Origin of the sequence: Ciceribacter thiooxidans (assembly GCF_014126615.1) — a bacterium.
Taxonomy (GTDB): Bacteria; Pseudomonadota; Alphaproteobacteria; order Rhizobiales; family Rhizobiaceae; genus Allorhizobium; species Allorhizobium thiooxidans.
Genome location: NZ_CP059896.1, coordinates 3350815 through 3367435, shown reverse-complemented (window position 1 = coordinate 3367435; position 16621 = coordinate 3350815). Strand labels below are relative to the sequence as shown.

Sequence of the window (16621 nt, the reverse complement as noted above, 5' to 3'; positions counted from 1 at the left end):
AGGACCGATGCCGGATGCACTGCAATGGCGAGCTGGCGAGGCTCATAGAGTCGATCGCCTGCCGATGAGACGGGAACGCACAGCATTCGAGATAGAATCGAAGACGAAGACGACGATCAGGATGAGCAGGACCATGTAGCCGACGTTCTCCCAGTCCTGATTGGTCCGCATAGCTTCCCAGAGTTTCAGGCCGATACCGCCGGCGCCGACCGCGCCGATGATCGTGGCTGACCGGGTGTTCGATTCCCAAAAGTAAAGCGCTTGCGAGGTGAAGACCGGAAGAACCTGCGGCAGGACGCCGAAACGCTGAACGGCCAATGGTGCCGCACCTACCGACTTCACGCCCTCGCGCTGCTTGTCGTCGATGTTCTCCAGCGCTTCCGAATAGAGCTTGCCGAGCGTTCCGGTGTCCGTGAAGAAGATGGCGGAAATCCCGGCCAGTGGTCCGGGACCGAATGCGCGCGTGAAGAACAGCGCCCAGATGAACATGTCGACCGAACGCTGGAAGTCGAAGAAGCGTTTGGTGATCTGGTTTACGACGCCATTGCGCGTGATGTTGCGGGCGGCAACGAACGAGAGCGGAAAGGCAATGATCGTTGCGAAGAAAGTTCCGACAAAGGCCATGACGATCGTCTGCAACAGCTTGGTCCAGACATCGAGATGCTGCCAGGAGGGATTGTAGAGGAAACCCTCCAGAGCGAGTGAGACATTGCTGCGGTTCGGATCGAGGCGCGCTCCGGAGAACAGCAGGCCGAACACTTCGGCCGCCGATTTGCCGAAGAAAGGCGAATCGATATCGAAGAAAAAGTTTTCCCACCCGACAAAGCGCTTGTGGATCTTGACGGCATCGTCGCGGATTTCCGCCCAGCCAGAGAAACCGAAGGCGAGAACGATCTTCTCGCCCGATGCGCGCTGGGTTGCCCAGGCGGGTAGGTCGCGATCAGCTCTCACACCGTCGTTGCGGCTGAGCGTGACGCCAAGCGTCTCATTTCCGCGATGGATTTCGACGTGCCCTGGCAGGACGTCAATCCTGTCGGTCGAGTTCATGGACGCGACCGCATGGGTGACGACTTCTTCGGTGCGGGTCTCCGTTCGGGCCTCGGCAGCCTCCTGCTTGCCTGCATTGCTCGGAGCAACGAAGCTGAAAGAGGACTTCGGCTTGGCTTGCATCTCCGTCGCCGGGATCTCCACCGTCCGGGTTACCGTTTCGTGCTCGGCCTCGAGCCAGTCGGGACAGGGATTGGGACCGATCGGATCGTAGCGCGAGAACTCGATCTGCATTGTCCCGTCCGCGCGAACCACTATGTCCGGCCGGACTTCGTAGGATATCCAGTCTGCGAGGTAGCCGGCAGCGATACCCCAATTGGCGGTGCCGAGAACCTGACCGACGGAGAAGAACCACCAGCAGAAGACGAAATAGAGGGCGATCGCCCCTCCGACCGCCGCGACGCGGAAACGTGACCAGAAAGAAGGCATGAGGAGTTGCGGATGGCGAGCGGCAACTGCCTCGAATTCGGAAAGGCTCATCGTTTTCAAGGTGCACTCCTACATCACGGCCTGGAAGGCCTGATCTCCGACGAGCTTGCGGCGCAGCCACGCTGAGAGTTGGTCGACCGCGATGATCGTCACAAACAGCAGGAGAACGATCGCCAGCGTCTTCGCCTCGTGCCCACGACTGATCGAAAGACGCAGCTGTTCGCCGATGCCGCCACCTCCGACCGCGCCGATGATGGTCGAAGCACGGACGTTGATTTCGAAGCGCAACAGAAAATAGCTGACGAAATTTGGCATCACCTGCGGCACCATGCCGAACCAGGCGCGCTCGACCCATGAGGCGCCGACCGCTTTCAGCCCTTCGTCCGGCTTCATGTCCGCGTTTTCGATGACTTCGAAGAAGAGCTTGCCGAGTGCGCCGATTGTGTGGATCGAAACTGCGATGATCGCGGGAATCGGACCGAGCGACAGGATCGCCAGAAAGAAGCCGGCAAGGACGATTTCAGGAAATGCGCGCAACAGCTCCATGAAACGACGCACCGGAACGCGTATCCACGGACTGGCCGTCATGTTTTTCGCAGCAAGAAACGACAGGAGGAAGCCGAGGGCGAAACCGATGATCGTCGACAACAACGCAATGTTCAGGGTTTCCGTCATCTTGTAGACGTACTCGGGTACGTAGAGGCTGTCGGTGACGTAGTAGCGGCCTTCGGGATAGTCGTATTTCAGGCTTCCATCGAAATATGGAGAGGGCAGGTCGAGGAGCGCGCGCCAGACTTCGATGCCGTCGCGAGGCATCAGGTCACCGACAAAATCGAAAAAGTGCGGCAAGCGTTCGAAGAACTTGCCCGAGTTGGTTTCGTTGGCAAACCACAACGAACCCGTAAGCGCCAGGGCGAGCACCGCGAGCGAAAGCATCGTGTACAAACGACGGCCTCGGGCAAGGTCTTGCCAATGGTTCTCGATGAGTGCGCCCCTCTCGCTGAGCTCGGGCTTGTAGGTGAAGGAACTCATGGCAGGCAGTCCGCTTTTGTTCACGTCGCGGCGGCGACGTGCATTCGTCAAGAGTCGCCGGCTGCCTGATGCACCCGGCGGCCTTTTTCGGTCTCAGGATGTCAGCCGCCGATGGTTGCCTTGCGGGCGTCAATAATCGGTTTGTAGAAGTCGACGTTCACTTCGGTGAAGCCGGTGAAGTCACCGCCCTGGATAGCCGAGAAGCAGGCAGCGTCGGTTTTCGGCAGGTCCATCATGAAGGTCTTGAACTTGGCCTTCATGTCGTCGTTCATCGATGTGCGGACTACGACTGGGCCGTTCGGGATCAGCGGGGACTTCCAGAGTTCGACCAGATCGTCCATGTTCAGGACGCCCTTGTCGACCATCTTCTTCAGGTTGCCGGAGGTGTAGCCGTCCTTGAACTCGCCGACGCCAGAGCCGAAGGTCGTGCCGGCATCGAAGGTGCCCTTCAGCACTTCGAGGACGAGGTTTTCGTGACCGCCACCAAAGCCTGTTTCGGCAACGTACTCCTTGACGGGGGCGCCGAGAGCTTCCGGCAGGGTAACGGTCGGGATCAGGTATCCCGACGTCGAGTCGGGGTCGGCGAAGCCGAGCTTCTTGCCCTTGATGTCAGTGACCTTGGTCATGCCCGAATCTTTGCGGGCGACCATGATCGAGTAGTAGCCCATCGAGCCGTCAGTCTGGACGGTGGTTAGGATCGGTTCGACCGCCTTGGCGTCGGCGAGATAAATCTTGGCAAAACCGGAAGCGCCGAGTTCGGCATAGTCGAGCGTGCCACCAAGCAGGCCCTGAATAACGCCGTCATAGTCGGCAGCCGGGAAAAGCGAGACCTTCTCCACGCCGAGGACGGCGGGAAGCTTGTCGACCATGCACTGGAAGTTGCGCAGGCGGTCGGCTTCGTTCTCGCCGCCCAGAATGCCGATCCGGAATTCCTTGAGGTCTTCCGCGGCAGCCGCACCGGCCATGGCAACGAGCGCAACGGCGGCGAGAAGGGTCTTCTTCAACATGGGTCTCTCCTGTTTCTTCGGGGTCGGATCGGTTGATGAAATGGTTTTGATGCGGGCGGCCGATCAGGCGTCTGCTGCGGCGAGGGGACGAAACCCCGCAACTTGCCGGGCGGAGGACGCCTTCGCGCGACTGATGTCGATGCTTGTCGACGTCATGCCCTCGTCGACGCCGCTGCCGTCGGGATTCGAGCCGTATATCTGCCGCACCGCGTCTGCCGTCAGCGCGTCCGCACGGCCGTCGAAGACCACCGATCCATGCGCCATGCCGATGATTCTGTCGCAATACGTTCGGGCGGTGTCGAGGGTATGCAGGTTCGTGATGACCGTAATGCCTTCGCGGACGTTGATGTCGCGCAAGGCGTCCATGACGATCTTGGCGTTCAGGGGGTCGAGGGACGCGATCGGCTCGTCGGCGAGCACCATCTTCGGTCTTTGCATCAACGCTCGTGCTATCGCGACGCGCTGCTGCTGGCCGCCGGAAAGCGTGCCGGCCGGCTGCAGCGCCGTCTGCTCGATGCCGAGCCTTTCGAGGGCGGCGATCGCCATGATCCGCTCCTCGCGCGTGAAATAGTTGAGAATGCTGAGCGCAGTGGAACGGTGGTTCAGACGACCAAGCAGGACGTTGGTCAGGACGTCCAGCCGAGGCACGAGATTGAACTGCTGGAAGATCATCGCGCAGTCACGCTGCCAGTTGCGCAGCGACTGCCCCCGCAACGACGAGACCTCCGCGTCGCCGAATTGGATGGATCCGGAGGACGGGTCGACGAGGCGGTTGATCATCCGCAGCAGGGTGGACTTGCCGGCGCCCGAGCGACCGATTACCCCCACCATCTGTCCCTGCGGGATATCGAGACTGACGGCATTGACCGCAACATTGTCCCCGAAGCGGCGGGTGAGGTTCTTCAGCTCAAATCTCATCTTGGCGCTTCCGATCTTCTGTCCGTGTGGTTGGTAAAGCCTGTATCGGACGGGGATGAAGTGCGGATGTCAGATTTGTGTAGGTATTGTAAAATCTGATATCCATTTGAAGAGATTTACGATTTCCCGTATTTTTCGATGAAGGCCGCACCGTCGAGCCACCGGAAATCTTCGAGGGCGACGTGCAGCCGTTCATGGCTCCAGTCCCACCAGGCGAGCGCTTCCATTCCGGCGGCGACATCCGCGGGAAAGCGCTCGCGGATGAGCCGGGCGGGAACGCCGCCGACGATCGAGTAAGGTGCGACAGATCTGGAAACCACGGCTCCGGCACCGATTACTGCCCCATTGCCGATCTGAACCCCGGGAAGGATCGTTGCTCCATGTCCGATCCAGACGTCATGTCCGATCACCACGCGGTTCTCGCGGCGCCAGGCGAAGAATTCTTCGTCGTTCTCCGCACCATCGAAATAGGACGCCGCCCTGTAGGTGAAATGATGCATGGTCGCCCGCCACGTCGGGTGATTGGGCGCGTTGATGCGCACCGCCGCGGCAATATTCACGAATTTTCCGATGGTGGTGCACCAGGCGGAACTGTCCTGCATCATGTAGGAGTAGTCGCCGAGCTCCACCTCATCGAGACGGCAGCGCTCGGCGACCTCGGTATAGGCTCCGAGGGCTGAGTTCGCGACATGCGCAGTCTCGTGAACAAGCGGATCGCACCCGAGCTTCTTGCTCATGCGGCTGCTTTTCTTGGCGAGAACGCTGTTACGTTGAGAATGCGATCGGCCACTGCCTCGCGCACCTCCTCGTCATGGAAAATCCCGAGCAGGGCGACCCCGGACGCCTTCTTCTGGCGGATCATGTCCACCACCACGGCGCGATTCGCAGCGTCGAGAGAGGCCGTCGGCTCATCGAGAAGGAGGATGCGATGATCAGTGATGAAGCCGCGGGCGATGTTCACGCGCTGCTGCTCGCCGCCGGAAAAAGTCGCTGGCGGCAGCTGCCACAAGGCGCGCGGCAGATTGAGCCGTTCCAGCAGTTCGCCGGCGCGCGCACGTGCGGCATCCACATCCGTTCCGCGGACAACCAGGGGCTCGGCGACGACGTCGATCGCCGCGACACGTGGGACGGTTCGCAGAAACTGGCTCACATAGCCCACGGTGGTACGCCGGACGTCCATGATCATGCGCGGATCGGCGGTCGCTATATCGATGACGTGACCACGATGCTCTACGAGCACCTGTCCGGTATCCACGGCATAGTTGCCATAGAGCATCTTGAGGATCGAGCTCTTGCCGATGCCTGAAGGGCCGCCGAGGACGACACATTCGGCTTCGGCGATCGAGAAGGAGACGTTTGCGACGACCGGCAGGCGGATGCCGTCGCGCAGGTGCATGATGAAGCTCTTCGAGACTTCGGAGACGACGAGGGGCGTGGCCATGGCGCTTTCCGTTCAGACTTGCAGGATCGAGGAGACGAGCAGTTGCGTGTAGGGTTCGCGAGGGTCGTCGAGGACCCGGTCGGTGAGGCCCTGCTCGATCACCATGCCATCCTTCATCACCATCATTCGGTGGGAGAGGAGCCGAGCGACCGCCAGGTCGTGCGTGACGACAATTGCCGAAAGGCCGAGATCGTTGACGAGGCCGCGGACGAGATCGAGAAGACGGGCTTGCACCGAGACATCGAGGCCACCCGTCGGTTCGTCCATGAAGACGAGGCGCGGGGCCGTGACCAGATTGCGGGCGATCTGCAGGCGCTGACGCATCCCGCCGGAAAAGGCGCGCGGCTGATCGTCTATGCGATCTGTGCTGATCTCGACGCGTTCCAGCCATGAACCGGCGGTTTCGCGTATCTTGCCGTAATGCCGATCGCCGATCGCCATCAGCCGCTCGCCGACATTGGCGCCGGCCGATACGGTCATCCGTAGGCCGTCTGCCGGGTTCTGGTGAACGAAGCCCCAGTCCGTGCGCATGAGAAAGCGCCGCTCGGCTTCGCTCATGCGATACAGGTCGCGATAGCTTCCGTCACGCGTGTGGTACTCGACGGTGCCGGTGGTCGGCATCAGCCGTGTCGAAAGACAATTGAGGAGAGTGGTCTTGCCGGAACCGGACTCGCCGACGATTGCCAGTACTTCTCCGGGCCAGAGGTCGAAGGCCACATTGCTGCAACCGATCCGGCTGCCGTAGAATTTCGAGACATTGCGGACTTTCAGAAGCGGTGTGTCGGTCATTCCGCTGCCTCCTTTTCAGTGGCGAGCAAGTGCCCGACATGTCCCTGTTCGCGCCGTTCCTCGCAGTGATCGGTGTCCGAGCAGACGAACATGCGCCCACCCTTGTCATCGAGCACCACTTCATCGAGGTAGACGCCTTCGGCGCCGCAGAGTGCGCAGGGCTGATGGAACTTCTGGATCTCGAATGGATGATCCTCGAAGTCGAGGCTCACCACCTCGGTGTATGGCGGTACCGCGTAGATGCGCTTTTCTCGTCCGGCTCCGAAGAGCTGCAGGGCGTCCGACATGTGCATCTTCGGATTGTCGAACTTCGGCGTCGGGGAGGGATCCATGACGTAGCGGCCGTTGACCTTCACCGGATAGGCGTAGGTCGTCGCGATATGGCCGTTCCTGGCGATGTCCTCGTAGAGTTTCACGTGCATGAGCCCGTATTCCTCGAGCGCATGCATCTTGCGGGTCTCGGTTTCGCGGGGTTCGAGGAAGCGCAAGGGTTCCGGGATCGGCACCTGGTAGACGAGCACCTGGTTTTCGTTGAGCGGCTTTTCCGGGATGCGGTGGCGCGTCTGGATGATGGTCGCCTCGTGCGTATGCGTGGTGACCGCGACATTGGCAACCTTCTGGAAGAAGGCACGGATCGACACCGCGTTCGTCGTGTCGTCGGCGCCCTGGTCGATGACCTTCAGCACGTCGTCCGCTCCGATGATCGAGGCCGTAACCTGCACACCGCCGGTGCCCCAACCGTAGGGCATCGGCATTTCGCGCGACGCGAACGGGACCTGATAGCCGGGAATCGCGATCGCCTTCAGGATAGCCCGCCGGATCATCCGCTTCGTCTGTTCGTCGAGATAGGCGAAATTGTATTGGGCGAGCTCTGGCACGGCGCTCATTCCGCAGCCTCCTTGTCGATGAAACGATTGGACCTGCCGGCCTCATATTCTGCCCGCATGCGGCGCACGAGTTCGAGTTCGGCCTGGAAGTCGACGTAGTGCGGCAGCTTCAGGTGTTCGACGAAGCCGGTTGCCTGCACGTTGTCGGAATGTGAGATCACGAATTCCTCATCCTGTGCCGGGGCGACGATGTCCTCACCGAATTCCTCCGCCCGCAAGGCACGGTCGACGAGCGACATGGCCATCGCCTTGCGTTCGCTCTGGCCGAACACGAGGCCATATCCGCGTGTGAACTGCGGCGGTGCTTTCGCAGATCCCTTGAACTGGTTGACCATCTGACACTCGGTCACCCGGATGCGTCCGAGCGAGACTGCGAAACCGAGCTCGGGAACGTCCATTTCCACCTCGACTTCGCCGATGCGGATTTCGCCGGCGAAGGGGTGGGTGCGGCCGTAACCGCGCTGGGTGGAATAGCCGAGGGCAAGGAGGAAGCCCTCGTCGCCGCGGGCAAGTGCCTGAAGGCGCAGGTCGCGCGGCATCGGAAAATCGATCGGCTCGCGGGTAATGTCTCCCGTCATATGGTCCTCGGGCATGTCGCCGTCGGGCTCGACCAGCCCTTCTTCTGCCAGGATCTCCGAGACCCGCATTATTCTCTCGGACTCGCTGTCCTTGAGGGCCGGCTCTTCAACCGCCTCATCCCCCATCAGATCCGGATCGAGAAGGCGATGCGTGTAATCGAACGTCGGGCCCAGGAGTTGCCCTCCCGGAAGATCCTTGTAGGTCGCCGAGATGCGCCGCTCGATCTTCATCTCCGCGGTGTCGATGGCAACCGAGTAACCGTAGCGGGGCAACGTCGTGCGGTAGGCGCGCAGCAGGAAGATCGCTTCGATCATATCGCCGCGCGACTGCTTGATGGCGAGGGCGGCAAGCGCCCGGTCGTAGAGCGAGGCTTCCGCCATGACACGATCGACGGCAAGACCGAGCTGCTCGCTGATTTGGTCGATGGTGACCGGCGGTAGGTCACGGTCGCCGCGACGCCGGTCTGCCATCAGGCGATGGGCGTTGGCGATCGCGGTTTCTCCACCTTTGACGGCAACATACATTCGTCAGATCTCCCCGGTACTGATTTTGCAGGTTCTCGGCAGGCAGAGAAATTGCCGCCCTGCGGTCAGCACGACGTCGATTCCGCGGGGAAAGAGCGCACGGTTGTCGGCCCACTGCCGGAGGAAGATGTCCGGAAGTCCGATGGGCGCGATCGTCACGCTTTCGCGGATGCCCGGGCCGCGCAGGATAAGCGGTGCTCCCCCTTCCAGACGGGAGACCTCGATGACCACCGTTGTCGACCGGTCCGGATATTCCTGGCTGCCGAGCGCAAAGAGGCCAAACGAGGCGATCGGAGAGCCGGCCTCGATGAAGGCAAAGCGCCCTTCCGATTTCTCGCGCGTTACCGGTGCGCCCGTATGAAAGCCGATCCACTCGGCGATCGGCGATTTCGCCAGGCCGGCGGAAAGCCAGACGAGTGTGTCGTTATCGCAGAGCGCAAGCGCGATGGCACCTGCCGCCGGACCCAAGGGAGCGGGCGGCTCGATGGGCGGAACAATGGTTTTCACCGTGCCCGGTCTGGCCATGCCGTCCATGAGCATGCGAAACGTGCTTTGCGCATCGTGGACCGGGTCGATGTAGCCACCGGTCAAGGCCTCTGTCCTGAGAGTCATCAGTCCTCTCCTCTCACCATCGTGAAGAAATCGACGCGCGTGGCCGCGGTCTGTTGGGTCTTGCGCCCGTCATCGGCGGCGATGCGGGCGGCAATCGGCGACAGCAGGCGCGTCTCAACGAAATCGCGCGTATCTGCCTGTTGCCAAAGCGCGTCGAAGATGGCTGCGAGCCTTGCCTTCTCACGATCTGTGCCGAGCGATTGGCCAAAGCCGACGATGCCGTTTGCCAACCGTACCGTCGCGCGACTGACCGTCGCTTCACCGAGATTAAAGGGGGCACCGCCGCCGCCGATACGACCTCGGACCATAACGAGCCCGGTTTCCGGTCCCCGCAGCGCCTGGACGCTTGGTTGTGGTGCGAGCGCCGCCCAGGCGGCAGTCAGCTCCTTGCCGGTCGCACGGCCGAGCAGATCGATCGCATGCTTGCGGTCGCCGGTCGCCTCGCCCTTTGCAGTTTGTTTGCTGGCATCCATTGTCAGACTCCAAAATGTCTATTAATATAGACAACCATACAACTGAATGTATGAATATCCAATGGGCGTGACAAGCGTGTGACATGACGGATTTGAAACGAGTGGAGAGGCGGGCGGGCGTTGCCCTCTGGCGCCAGATTGCCGACAGAATTCGAGAAGCTATTTCCAGGGGAGACTTCGACGAAAGCGGCATGGTGCCGCCAGAGCTGGTGCTGGCCGGACAGTTCGGCGTCAACCGCCATACAGTGCGCAGCGCCCTTGCGGCGCTGGCCCAGGAGGGCATCGTGCAGGCGGTGCAGGGACGCGGTACCCTGATCGTCCGCAAAGAACGTTTCAATTTTCCGATCTCGCGCAGGACGCGATTCACGGAGGGTATCGGCGATCAGGCGCGCGATTTGCAGGGACTACTGCTGTCGTCGGAAATCGAGCCAGCCGACCCGGAGGTTGCTCGTTGGCTCGCGCTTGAGGCCGGGACGCCGGTTGTCCGGCTGGAGGCATTGCGCAAGGCTGACGGCCGCGCCGTATCGCGCTCGACCGCCTGGTTTCCCGCCGAGCGCTTCAAGGGTATCGGCGAAGTCTTCGCCCGCAGCGGTTCGATCACGGAAGCACTTGCGGCGCTGGGCCTGGGCGACTATCTGCGCTCCGTTACCGAAATCTCCGCGACCCACGCGGAAACCGCCGACATTGCCGCGCTTGAGCTTACGCCGGGGGCGATCCTCTTGGTAACGAGGGCCGTGAATACGGATCTTTCGGGAGTCCCGATACAGTACGCGGTCACCCGTTTTCCGGCTGACCGCGTCCAGTTCACGATAGCAAGTTGATCGCAGCAGAAGCTCAATGGGCGCCGGACATGTCGCCGAGCACTTCCTTGCTGGCGACGGTCGAGTCCGGATTGAGCTTGTAGACCATCGGCACGCCGGTCGCCAGGTTGAGCTTGAGGATCTGCTCCTTGGAGAGACGGTCGAGAACCATGACGAGCGCGCGTAGCGAATTGCCGTGCGCGGCGACCAGAACCTTCTCGCCGCGCAGGACACGCGGCAGGATGTCGGTCATGTAGTAAGGCCAGACGCGGGCACCGGTGTCACGCAGGCTCTCACCACCCGGCGGCGGAACGTCATAGGAGCGTCGCCAGATATGCACCTGTTCCTCGCCCCACTTGGCGCGCGCGTCATCCTTGTTGAGGCCGGAGAGGTCACCGTAATCCCGCTCATTCAGGGCCTCGTCACGGACGGTCTCGAGGCTCGATTGCCCAACCTTGTTCAGGATGATCTCACAGGTCTTCTGCGCTCGCGACAAAGCGGAGGTGAAGGCGACGTCGAACTTCATCCCATAATCGGCGAGAGCTTGGCCGCCGGCTTCAGCCTCCTGGATGCCGAGTTCGGTCAGGCCCGGATCGCGCCAGCCGGTGAACAGGTTCTTGAGATTCCATTCGCTCTGGCCGTGACGGACCAGTACGAGAGTACCGCTCATGGGAAAATCCTCCGCAAGGAATTATCTAGATGGATGAAGAAAGCCCGAGGACATCGAGCATGGAATAGAGGCCGGGCTTCTTGTCCCGCGCCCAGAGTGCAGCCCGGAGCGCACCGCGCGCAAAGAGCGAGCGATCGCCGGCGCTATGGGAAAGAGTAATCGTCTCGCCTTCACCGGCGAAGAGGACGGAGTGCTCGCCAATCACGGAGCCGCCGCGCAGAGTGGCGAAGCCGATGCTGCCCTCCTCGCGTGGTCCCGTATGCCCGTCGCGCACGCGGACGGAATGGTCGGCAAGATCGATGCCGCGCCCTTCGGCGGCGGCTTGCCCGAGGAGCAATGCGGTCCCAGACGGCGCGTCCACCTTGCGCTTGTGGTGCATTTCCAGCACCTCGATGTCCCAGCCGGCAGCGTCAAGCGCCTGGGCGGCCTGTTTGACGAGGACGGAGAGCAGGTTGACCCCAAGGCTCATATTGCCGGATTTGACGACCCGCGCATGGCGTGCTGCCGCAGCGATTTTCGCATCGTCATCCGCGGTGCAGCCGGTCGAGCCGATGACATGGACGATCCGCGCCTGCGCGGCGAGACCAGCATATTCCACGCTTGCCGCAGGTGATGTGAAATCAATGACCCCGTCGGCGTGAACGAACGCCGCGAGGGGATCGTCGGTCACCGGAACGCCGATGGAGCCGAGCCCGGCCAGTTCTCCCGCATCCCTGCCGATCAAGGGCGAACCGGACCGTTCGACCGCGGCGTGAACCACGGCATCTTCCGTCGCCCGGATGAGACGCAGCACCGTCTGGCCCATGCGGCCACCGGCTCCGACGACGACGAGTTTCATGGCACCGCTCATGGCCTTCCAACCTCAGAAGAATTCGTTATTGCCGCTGCCTGGCTGCAGCTGGTTCAGTCGAGCGTAGAGGCCGTTGGGACGCTGTGCAAGCGACTGATGGGTGCCTTCCTCGGCGATCGTCCCGCTCTGCATCACGATGATCTTGTCCGCCTTGATGATAGTCGAAAGCCGGTGGGCAATGACGATCACGGTGCGTCCGGTCATTGCCTCGTCCAGAGCCTTCTGAACGGCGGCTTCCGACTCCGTGTCGAGTGCGGAGGTCGCTTCGTCAAGCAACAGGATCGGTGCATTGCGGACAAGCGCACGGGCGATCGATAGCCGTTGCCGCTGGCCGCCGGAAAGTGTGACGCCGTTTTCGCCGACAGGGGTGTCATACCCCATAGGCTGAGCGAGGATGAAGTCGTGTGCATAGGCGAGGCGGGCCGCTTCCTCGATCTCGGCATTGGTCGCGTCAGGACGACCATAGCGAATGTTGTCGCGGATCGTCCCTTCAAAGAGATAGGGCTGTTGGGAAACGTAGGCGATATGTCCGCGTAGCGACGCCTTTGTGACGGACGCAATATTCTGGCCGTCGATCAGGATCTCACCCTCCGCGGGATCATAGAACCGTGGAACGAGCGTAATCACCGTGGACTTGCCGGCTCCGGACGGGCCGACAAGCGCCGTGGTCTTGCCGCCCTCAGCGACGAAGTCGATACCCTTCAGCACCGGCTCGTTGTTACCATAGGCAAACCTGACGCCGCGAAATTCGATACAGGCCCTGTCGACCTTGAGCTCGGTTGCGTCCCGCCTGTCACGTTGCGGGCTTTCCATGTCGAGGATTTCGTAGATCATCCGTGCATTGACGACGGCGCGTTCCATCTGCACCTGCAGCTTGGCGAGCCGCTTTGCCGGTTCGTAGGCCATCAACAGCGCCGCGATGAAGGAGAAGAAGGCGCCCGGCAGCACGCCACCATAGATGGACCGAAACGCCGCGTAGGCGATTACGCTGGAGATGGCGACGCCCGCGAAGGTTTCCGTCAGCGGCGACGTGCGTTCGCTCAGCCTGGCGATACGGTTCGCGCGGCGCTCCGCGGCGGCGATCGTGCTCTGGACCTTGCGGTCCAGTTCGTCTTCCATTGTGAACGCCTTGACGATCGCGATGCCCTGGATCGTCTCCTGCATGGCACCCAGCACGTGGCTGTTGAAGATGATAGACTCGCGCGTTGCCGCACGTAGTCGCTTCGACAGGTAACGCAGGGCATAGAGCAGCGGCGGCGCGACAACGAAGACGATCAATGTCAGCAGCCAGTCCTTGGCGAACATGACGCCGATGAGTGCAATCAATGTCAGCAGGTCGCGCGCGGTCGAAGTGACCGTGAGATTGAGAACATCACGGATACCGTTGATGTTCTGGCTGATCTGTGCGGCAAGATGGGCCGAGCGTGACTCGCTGAAGAAGCCCAGCGAAAGGGTCATCAGATGCGAAAAGAGGCGACGTTGATAACGTGCAACGATGTTGTTGCCGATTTTCGAAAGGGTGACCGCCTGACCGTAGCTTGCAAGGCCGCGCAGCATGAAGGCGCCGAGAATGGCACCGCAGATGAGCCAGACGATATCCGCTCTCTGGTTGGCGAAGGCCTCGTTCACCACCGTTTCCATGATCCAGGCAGTGAAGGCGGTCGTCAGCGCCACCACGGCAAGGCAGAGGACAGCGAAGATATAGCCCTTGACGTGATCGCGCCCGTTCTCGGCGATGATCCGCTTCAGAACAGTTGTGATGCTGCTCGAACTGACGGGCGTCTTGTGTGTCTTGCTGGCTTCCAAATAAAGGCATTCCCCGTGGAACTGCGCGTCCGGACGACCGGACACAATGGCCTAGCGCTCTATAACCAGTCGCAAACCCCTTGGCCACAAAAAAGCGGACGCCGCCTTTTCAGCCGTCAGCGGCGCCAGCGCCTTCCATCGGTCGCGAGGCCGAAATTTGCAGGCGTGCGCGCAAAATTCGCGAGTCCCGAGAGTGCCGCGAGCGGATGAGTGACCACGAACGTTGGAATGGTGTGCATCAGCCCTGTATGCGGTGCCTTGTCCTCGAAGGCGGCGCGGAATTCCGGACGCTTCAGTGCAGGCAGAATCTTCTGAGGAATGCCGCCGGCAAGGAACACACCACCCCGAGCCATGAACACGAGAGCGAGATCCCCGGCAAGCCGTCCGAGGTAGGTGACGAACAGCGAGAGAGTCTCAGCAGCTTGTTTGTCGCTGCCGGAAAGTCCGTGTGTCGAAACATCGGCCGGGTCGGCCCATCGAGGTTTTACGCCGTCGGCTGCACAAACCGCATCATAGATGTTGACGATTCCGCGACCACAGAGAAGCTGCTCACCGGAAATGCGACCTTCGATGCGCGCGAGGTGTGGGAATATCTCGAAATCGCGGTCGCTGCGCGGCCCCATGTCGACATGTCCGCCTTCGCCGGGGATCGGAAACCAGGTGTGCTGCGCATGCAGCAGTCCGGCGACGCCGAGACCGGTGCCGGGACCCAGCACCACACGAGAGGCGATCGGGCTTTCGGAGAGCGGACCGATCGGTTCGCGATTCTCGTCCGAAAGCGAAGCAACGGCGAGGGCCTGCGCCTCGAAGTCGTTGACGATCAGAACATCCTCGAACCCCATTTCTTCAATCATCGCCTTCGGACGCACGACCCAGTCGCAATTGGTCAGCGGAATTTCGTCGGCATTGATCGGACCCGCGATCGCAAGGATCGCAGAGCGCGGCTGGATCGAGGTCTTGTCGAGCACGCCCTGCTGGATCGCGTCCTCGATCGTCGAAAAAGCAGCAGTGTGGACGATCGGAAACTGCCGGGGCTCGGCATAGGTGTCGATCAGGATCGAAAAGCGTGCATTTGTCCCCCGATGTCGCCTATCAGGATCGGAAAGGTAAGCTGCTCGTTCTCTGTGATCTTCGGCATCGGCCGGCTCCTGCGATCCAAATCGGGCACTGCGTCAGTTCTTCTTCGCAGTCATCAATATCTCGGCGGTCGCGAGATTCAATGCCATGGGGATGTCGTAGACGGTGGCCAGCCGCATCAGCGCTTTCACGTCCACGTCGTGGGGCATGGCGGTCAAGGGATCGACGAAGAAGATAAGCATCTGCACCTCGCCCGTGGCGATCATCGCGCCGATCTGCTGGTCGCCGCCGAGGGGGCCGCTTTTCATGCGCACGATATCCAGGCCCGGACATGCTTCCGCTACCCTTCCTCCGGTAGTGCCCGTGGCCACGATGCGGAACCGGCCAAGGGTTTCCGCATGGCGGCCGGCGAACTCTGCGAGTTCATCCTTTTTCTGGTCGTGGGCAATCAGGGCTATGCATGGATGCTCGGGCATCGGGTCGATCCGCTCCGGATTTAAATCGATTTGAAAGCCTTCTACAGCACGACTGTTGCCTTGAAAAGATAGCCCAACCGAAAGGCCGCGAACGCGCGGTCAGCGGTCGGAAGGACGAGGTAATGGAATCGGAATATCCTTCAGAGTCACGTCGATCGGGTCTGCGGCCGCCGGCGCGGCGGCGGGTTGCGCTGCCGCATAGGCGGTGACCGGCGTGGCGTCGCCGCCCAATGTGACTTCGCTTTCATTTGCCACCGAAGGCGCGTTAAGCACTGCCACACAAGATTTCGGCAGGTCGGCGACGCCGATTTCCCGAGGCTTTGGGGCGGGCTTCTTGGGATCGGTCTTTGGTTTCGCCCACGGCTCTGAGGTAAACCACCATGCGAGGGACTTGTCGCAGCCGTCTCCGGGCGGGGGGGCGGCCTGGGACTTGCATCCGCTCGACCCGACTGGACACTTGATACGCACATGGAAGTGCGCGTCGTGACCGTAGATCGGCCGAACCTTGCCGAGCAGCGAGCGGTCACCGGTCCAGGTGTCGCAGAGTTTCTTCTTGATCGCAGGATTGACGAAGACGCGCTCGACCTGCGGATAACTCGCCGCCAGCATGATGAGGCGCGCATGTGACGGCGTCCACAGCCGGGAGTCGACGGTCAGGAACTTGTCCTTGCGCAACATCGAGGTGAAGGGAAGGTCCTCACGCTCCTCGGCGCTCAGTCGCCTGTCCGGCATCGGCGTGAGCCAGATGTCTGCATCGAGCCCGATCTGGTGCGAAGCGTGGCCGTTCATCATGGGGCCACCACGCGGCTGCGAGACGTCTCCGACCAGCAGCCCGGGCCAACCCACCTCGGAAGCATCATGCGCGAGCTGTTCGAGCAGCGAAATCATCTGCGGGTGTCCCCAGCGGCGATTTCGCGAGAGCCGCATGGCCTGCCATGTGGGGCCGTCGGTGGGCAGCGCAACAGCCCCGGAAATGCATCCCTTCGAGTAAAATCCGTAAGGTGCCGGTGCTGCCCGGCTCGGAAGCTCGATGCCGCCGAACACCTTCTTGGCCGGCACCTGTTCGCTCGCCTTCCCGCTTTCAGCGAGCATCAGAAACGGTACGGTCACGGCAATTACGGCTAGTCGGATCAACCTCGTTCTCGTCTGCAATCTCATGTTCTCGTTCCGCCGAAAGCCTGTCTTCTCGCCGCAGGTGATTTGC

Annotated in this window: 17 protein-coding genes and 1 pseudogene; 1 reads left to right on the top strand and 17 read right to left on the bottom strand. The window is 61.6% G+C overall.

What is annotated here, in order from left to right; all coding sequences use genetic code 11:
- Window positions 1-42 precede the first annotated feature (42 nt).
- From phnE (H4I97_RS16700) to phnG, 11 genes are all read right to left on the bottom strand, one after another.
- Window positions 43-1527, bottom strand: a complete 1485-nt coding sequence (phnE, locus tag H4I97_RS16700; RefSeq protein ID WP_182307692.1) for a phosphonate ABC transporter, permease protein PhnE — start codon at window positions 1525-1527, stop codon at window positions 43-45.
- Between the two features lie 18 nt (window positions 1528-1545).
- Complete coding sequence (phnE, locus tag H4I97_RS16695; protein ID WP_182305730.1) at window positions 1546-2508, bottom strand: phosphonate ABC transporter, permease protein PhnE; 963 nt, start codon at window positions 2506-2508, stop codon at window positions 1546-1548.
- Window positions 2509-2609: 101 nt separating this feature from the next.
- Window positions 2610-3515 (bottom strand): phosphonate ABC transporter substrate-binding protein, encoded by a 906-nt coding sequence (phnD, locus tag H4I97_RS16690; protein WP_182305729.1) that lies wholly within the window; start codon window positions 3513-3515, stop codon window positions 2610-2612.
- A 63-nt stretch (window positions 3516-3578) separates the two neighbouring features.
- Entirely contained in the window at window positions 3579-4433 is an 855-nt protein-coding gene (phnC, locus tag H4I97_RS16685; protein ID WP_182305728.1) for a phosphonate ABC transporter ATP-binding protein, read from the bottom strand.
- A gap of 116 nt (window positions 4434-4549) precedes the next feature.
- Window positions 4550-5170 (bottom strand): DapH/DapD/GlmU-related protein, encoded by a 621-nt coding sequence (locus H4I97_RS16680; RefSeq protein WP_182305727.1) that lies wholly within the window; start codon window positions 5168-5170, stop codon window positions 4550-4552.
- A complete protein-coding gene (gene phnL / locus H4I97_RS16675) occupies window positions 5167-5874 on the bottom strand; it encodes a phosphonate C-P lyase system protein PhnL (RefSeq protein WP_182305726.1) in 708 nt (235 codons plus the stop codon). Before phnL ends, H4I97_RS16680 begins: the two co-directional genes overlap by 4 nt.
- A 12-nt stretch (window positions 5875-5886) precedes the next feature.
- Window positions 5887-6663: a phosphonate C-P lyase system protein PhnK gene (gene phnK / locus H4I97_RS16670; RefSeq protein ID WP_182305725.1), complete on the bottom strand. Its 777-nt coding sequence runs from the start codon at window positions 6661-6663 to the stop codon at window positions 5887-5889.
- On the bottom strand, window positions 6660-7541 hold the full coding sequence (locus tag H4I97_RS16665; protein ID WP_182307691.1) for an alpha-D-ribose 1-methylphosphonate 5-phosphate C-P-lyase PhnJ: 882 nt from the start codon (window positions 7539-7541) through the stop codon (window positions 6660-6662). The genes phnK and H4I97_RS16665 overlap by 4 nt, the downstream gene beginning before the upstream one ends.
- 5 nt (window positions 7542-7546) lie before the next feature.
- A complete protein-coding gene (locus H4I97_RS16660; RefSeq protein WP_182305724.1) occupies window positions 7547-8653 on the bottom strand; it encodes a carbon-phosphorus lyase complex subunit in 1107 nt (368 codons plus the stop codon).
- A gap of 3 nt (window positions 8654-8656) precedes the next feature.
- Window positions 8657-9265 (bottom strand): phosphonate C-P lyase system protein PhnH, encoded by a 609-nt coding sequence (phnH, locus tag H4I97_RS16655; protein WP_182305723.1) that lies wholly within the window; start codon window positions 9263-9265, stop codon window positions 8657-8659.
- Complete coding sequence (phnG, locus tag H4I97_RS16650) at window positions 9265-9738, bottom strand: phosphonate C-P lyase system protein PhnG (protein ID WP_182305722.1); 474 nt, start codon at window positions 9736-9738, stop codon at window positions 9265-9267. Before phnG ends, phnH begins: the two co-directional genes overlap by 1 nt.
- A gap of 83 nt (window positions 9739-9821) precedes the next feature.
- On the opposite strand from phnG, the gene phnF reads away from it, so the two are divergent.
- Window positions 9822-10559 carry a phosphonate metabolism transcriptional regulator PhnF gene (gene phnF / locus H4I97_RS16645; RefSeq protein WP_182305721.1) on the top strand — a complete coding sequence of 246 codons (738 nt, stop codon included), beginning with the start codon at window positions 9822-9824 and terminating at the stop codon, window positions 10557-10559.
- Window positions 10560-10572: 13 nt separating this feature from the next.
- Here phnF and H4I97_RS16640 read toward each other — a convergent pair whose 3' ends face one another.
- From H4I97_RS16640 to mepA, 6 genes and pseudogenes are all read right to left on the bottom strand, one after another.
- On the bottom strand, window positions 10573-11208 hold the full coding sequence (locus H4I97_RS16640; RefSeq protein ID WP_182305720.1) for a 2,3-bisphosphoglycerate-dependent phosphoglycerate mutase: 636 nt from the start codon (window positions 11206-11208) through the stop codon (window positions 10573-10575).
- 25 nt (window positions 11209-11233) lie between these two features.
- Window positions 11234-12046, bottom strand: coding sequence for a 4-hydroxy-tetrahydrodipicolinate reductase (gene dapB, locus H4I97_RS16635; protein ID WP_182305719.1), 813 nt, complete (start codon window positions 12044-12046; stop codon window positions 11234-11236).
- A gap of 24 nt (window positions 12047-12070) precedes the next feature.
- Complete coding sequence (locus tag H4I97_RS16630; RefSeq protein WP_182305718.1) at window positions 12071-13864, bottom strand: ABC transporter ATP-binding protein; 1794 nt, start codon at window positions 13862-13864, stop codon at window positions 12071-12073.
- A 116-nt stretch (window positions 13865-13980) separates the two neighbouring features.
- Window positions 13981-15002: pseudogene (locus tag H4I97_RS16625) on the bottom strand (glucokinase).
- Window positions 15003-15036: 34 nt separating this feature from the next.
- Window positions 15037-15417, bottom strand: coding sequence for a methylglyoxal synthase (locus H4I97_RS16620; RefSeq protein ID WP_182305717.1), 381 nt, complete (start codon window positions 15415-15417; stop codon window positions 15037-15039).
- Between the two features lie 99 nt (window positions 15418-15516).
- The gene (gene mepA, locus H4I97_RS16615; protein WP_182305716.1) at window positions 15517-16575 is read right to left on the bottom strand and encodes a penicillin-insensitive murein endopeptidase; all 1059 of its coding nucleotides are present in this window, start codon (window positions 16573-16575) and stop codon (window positions 15517-15519) included.
- Window positions 16576-16621: the final 46 nt, after the last annotated feature.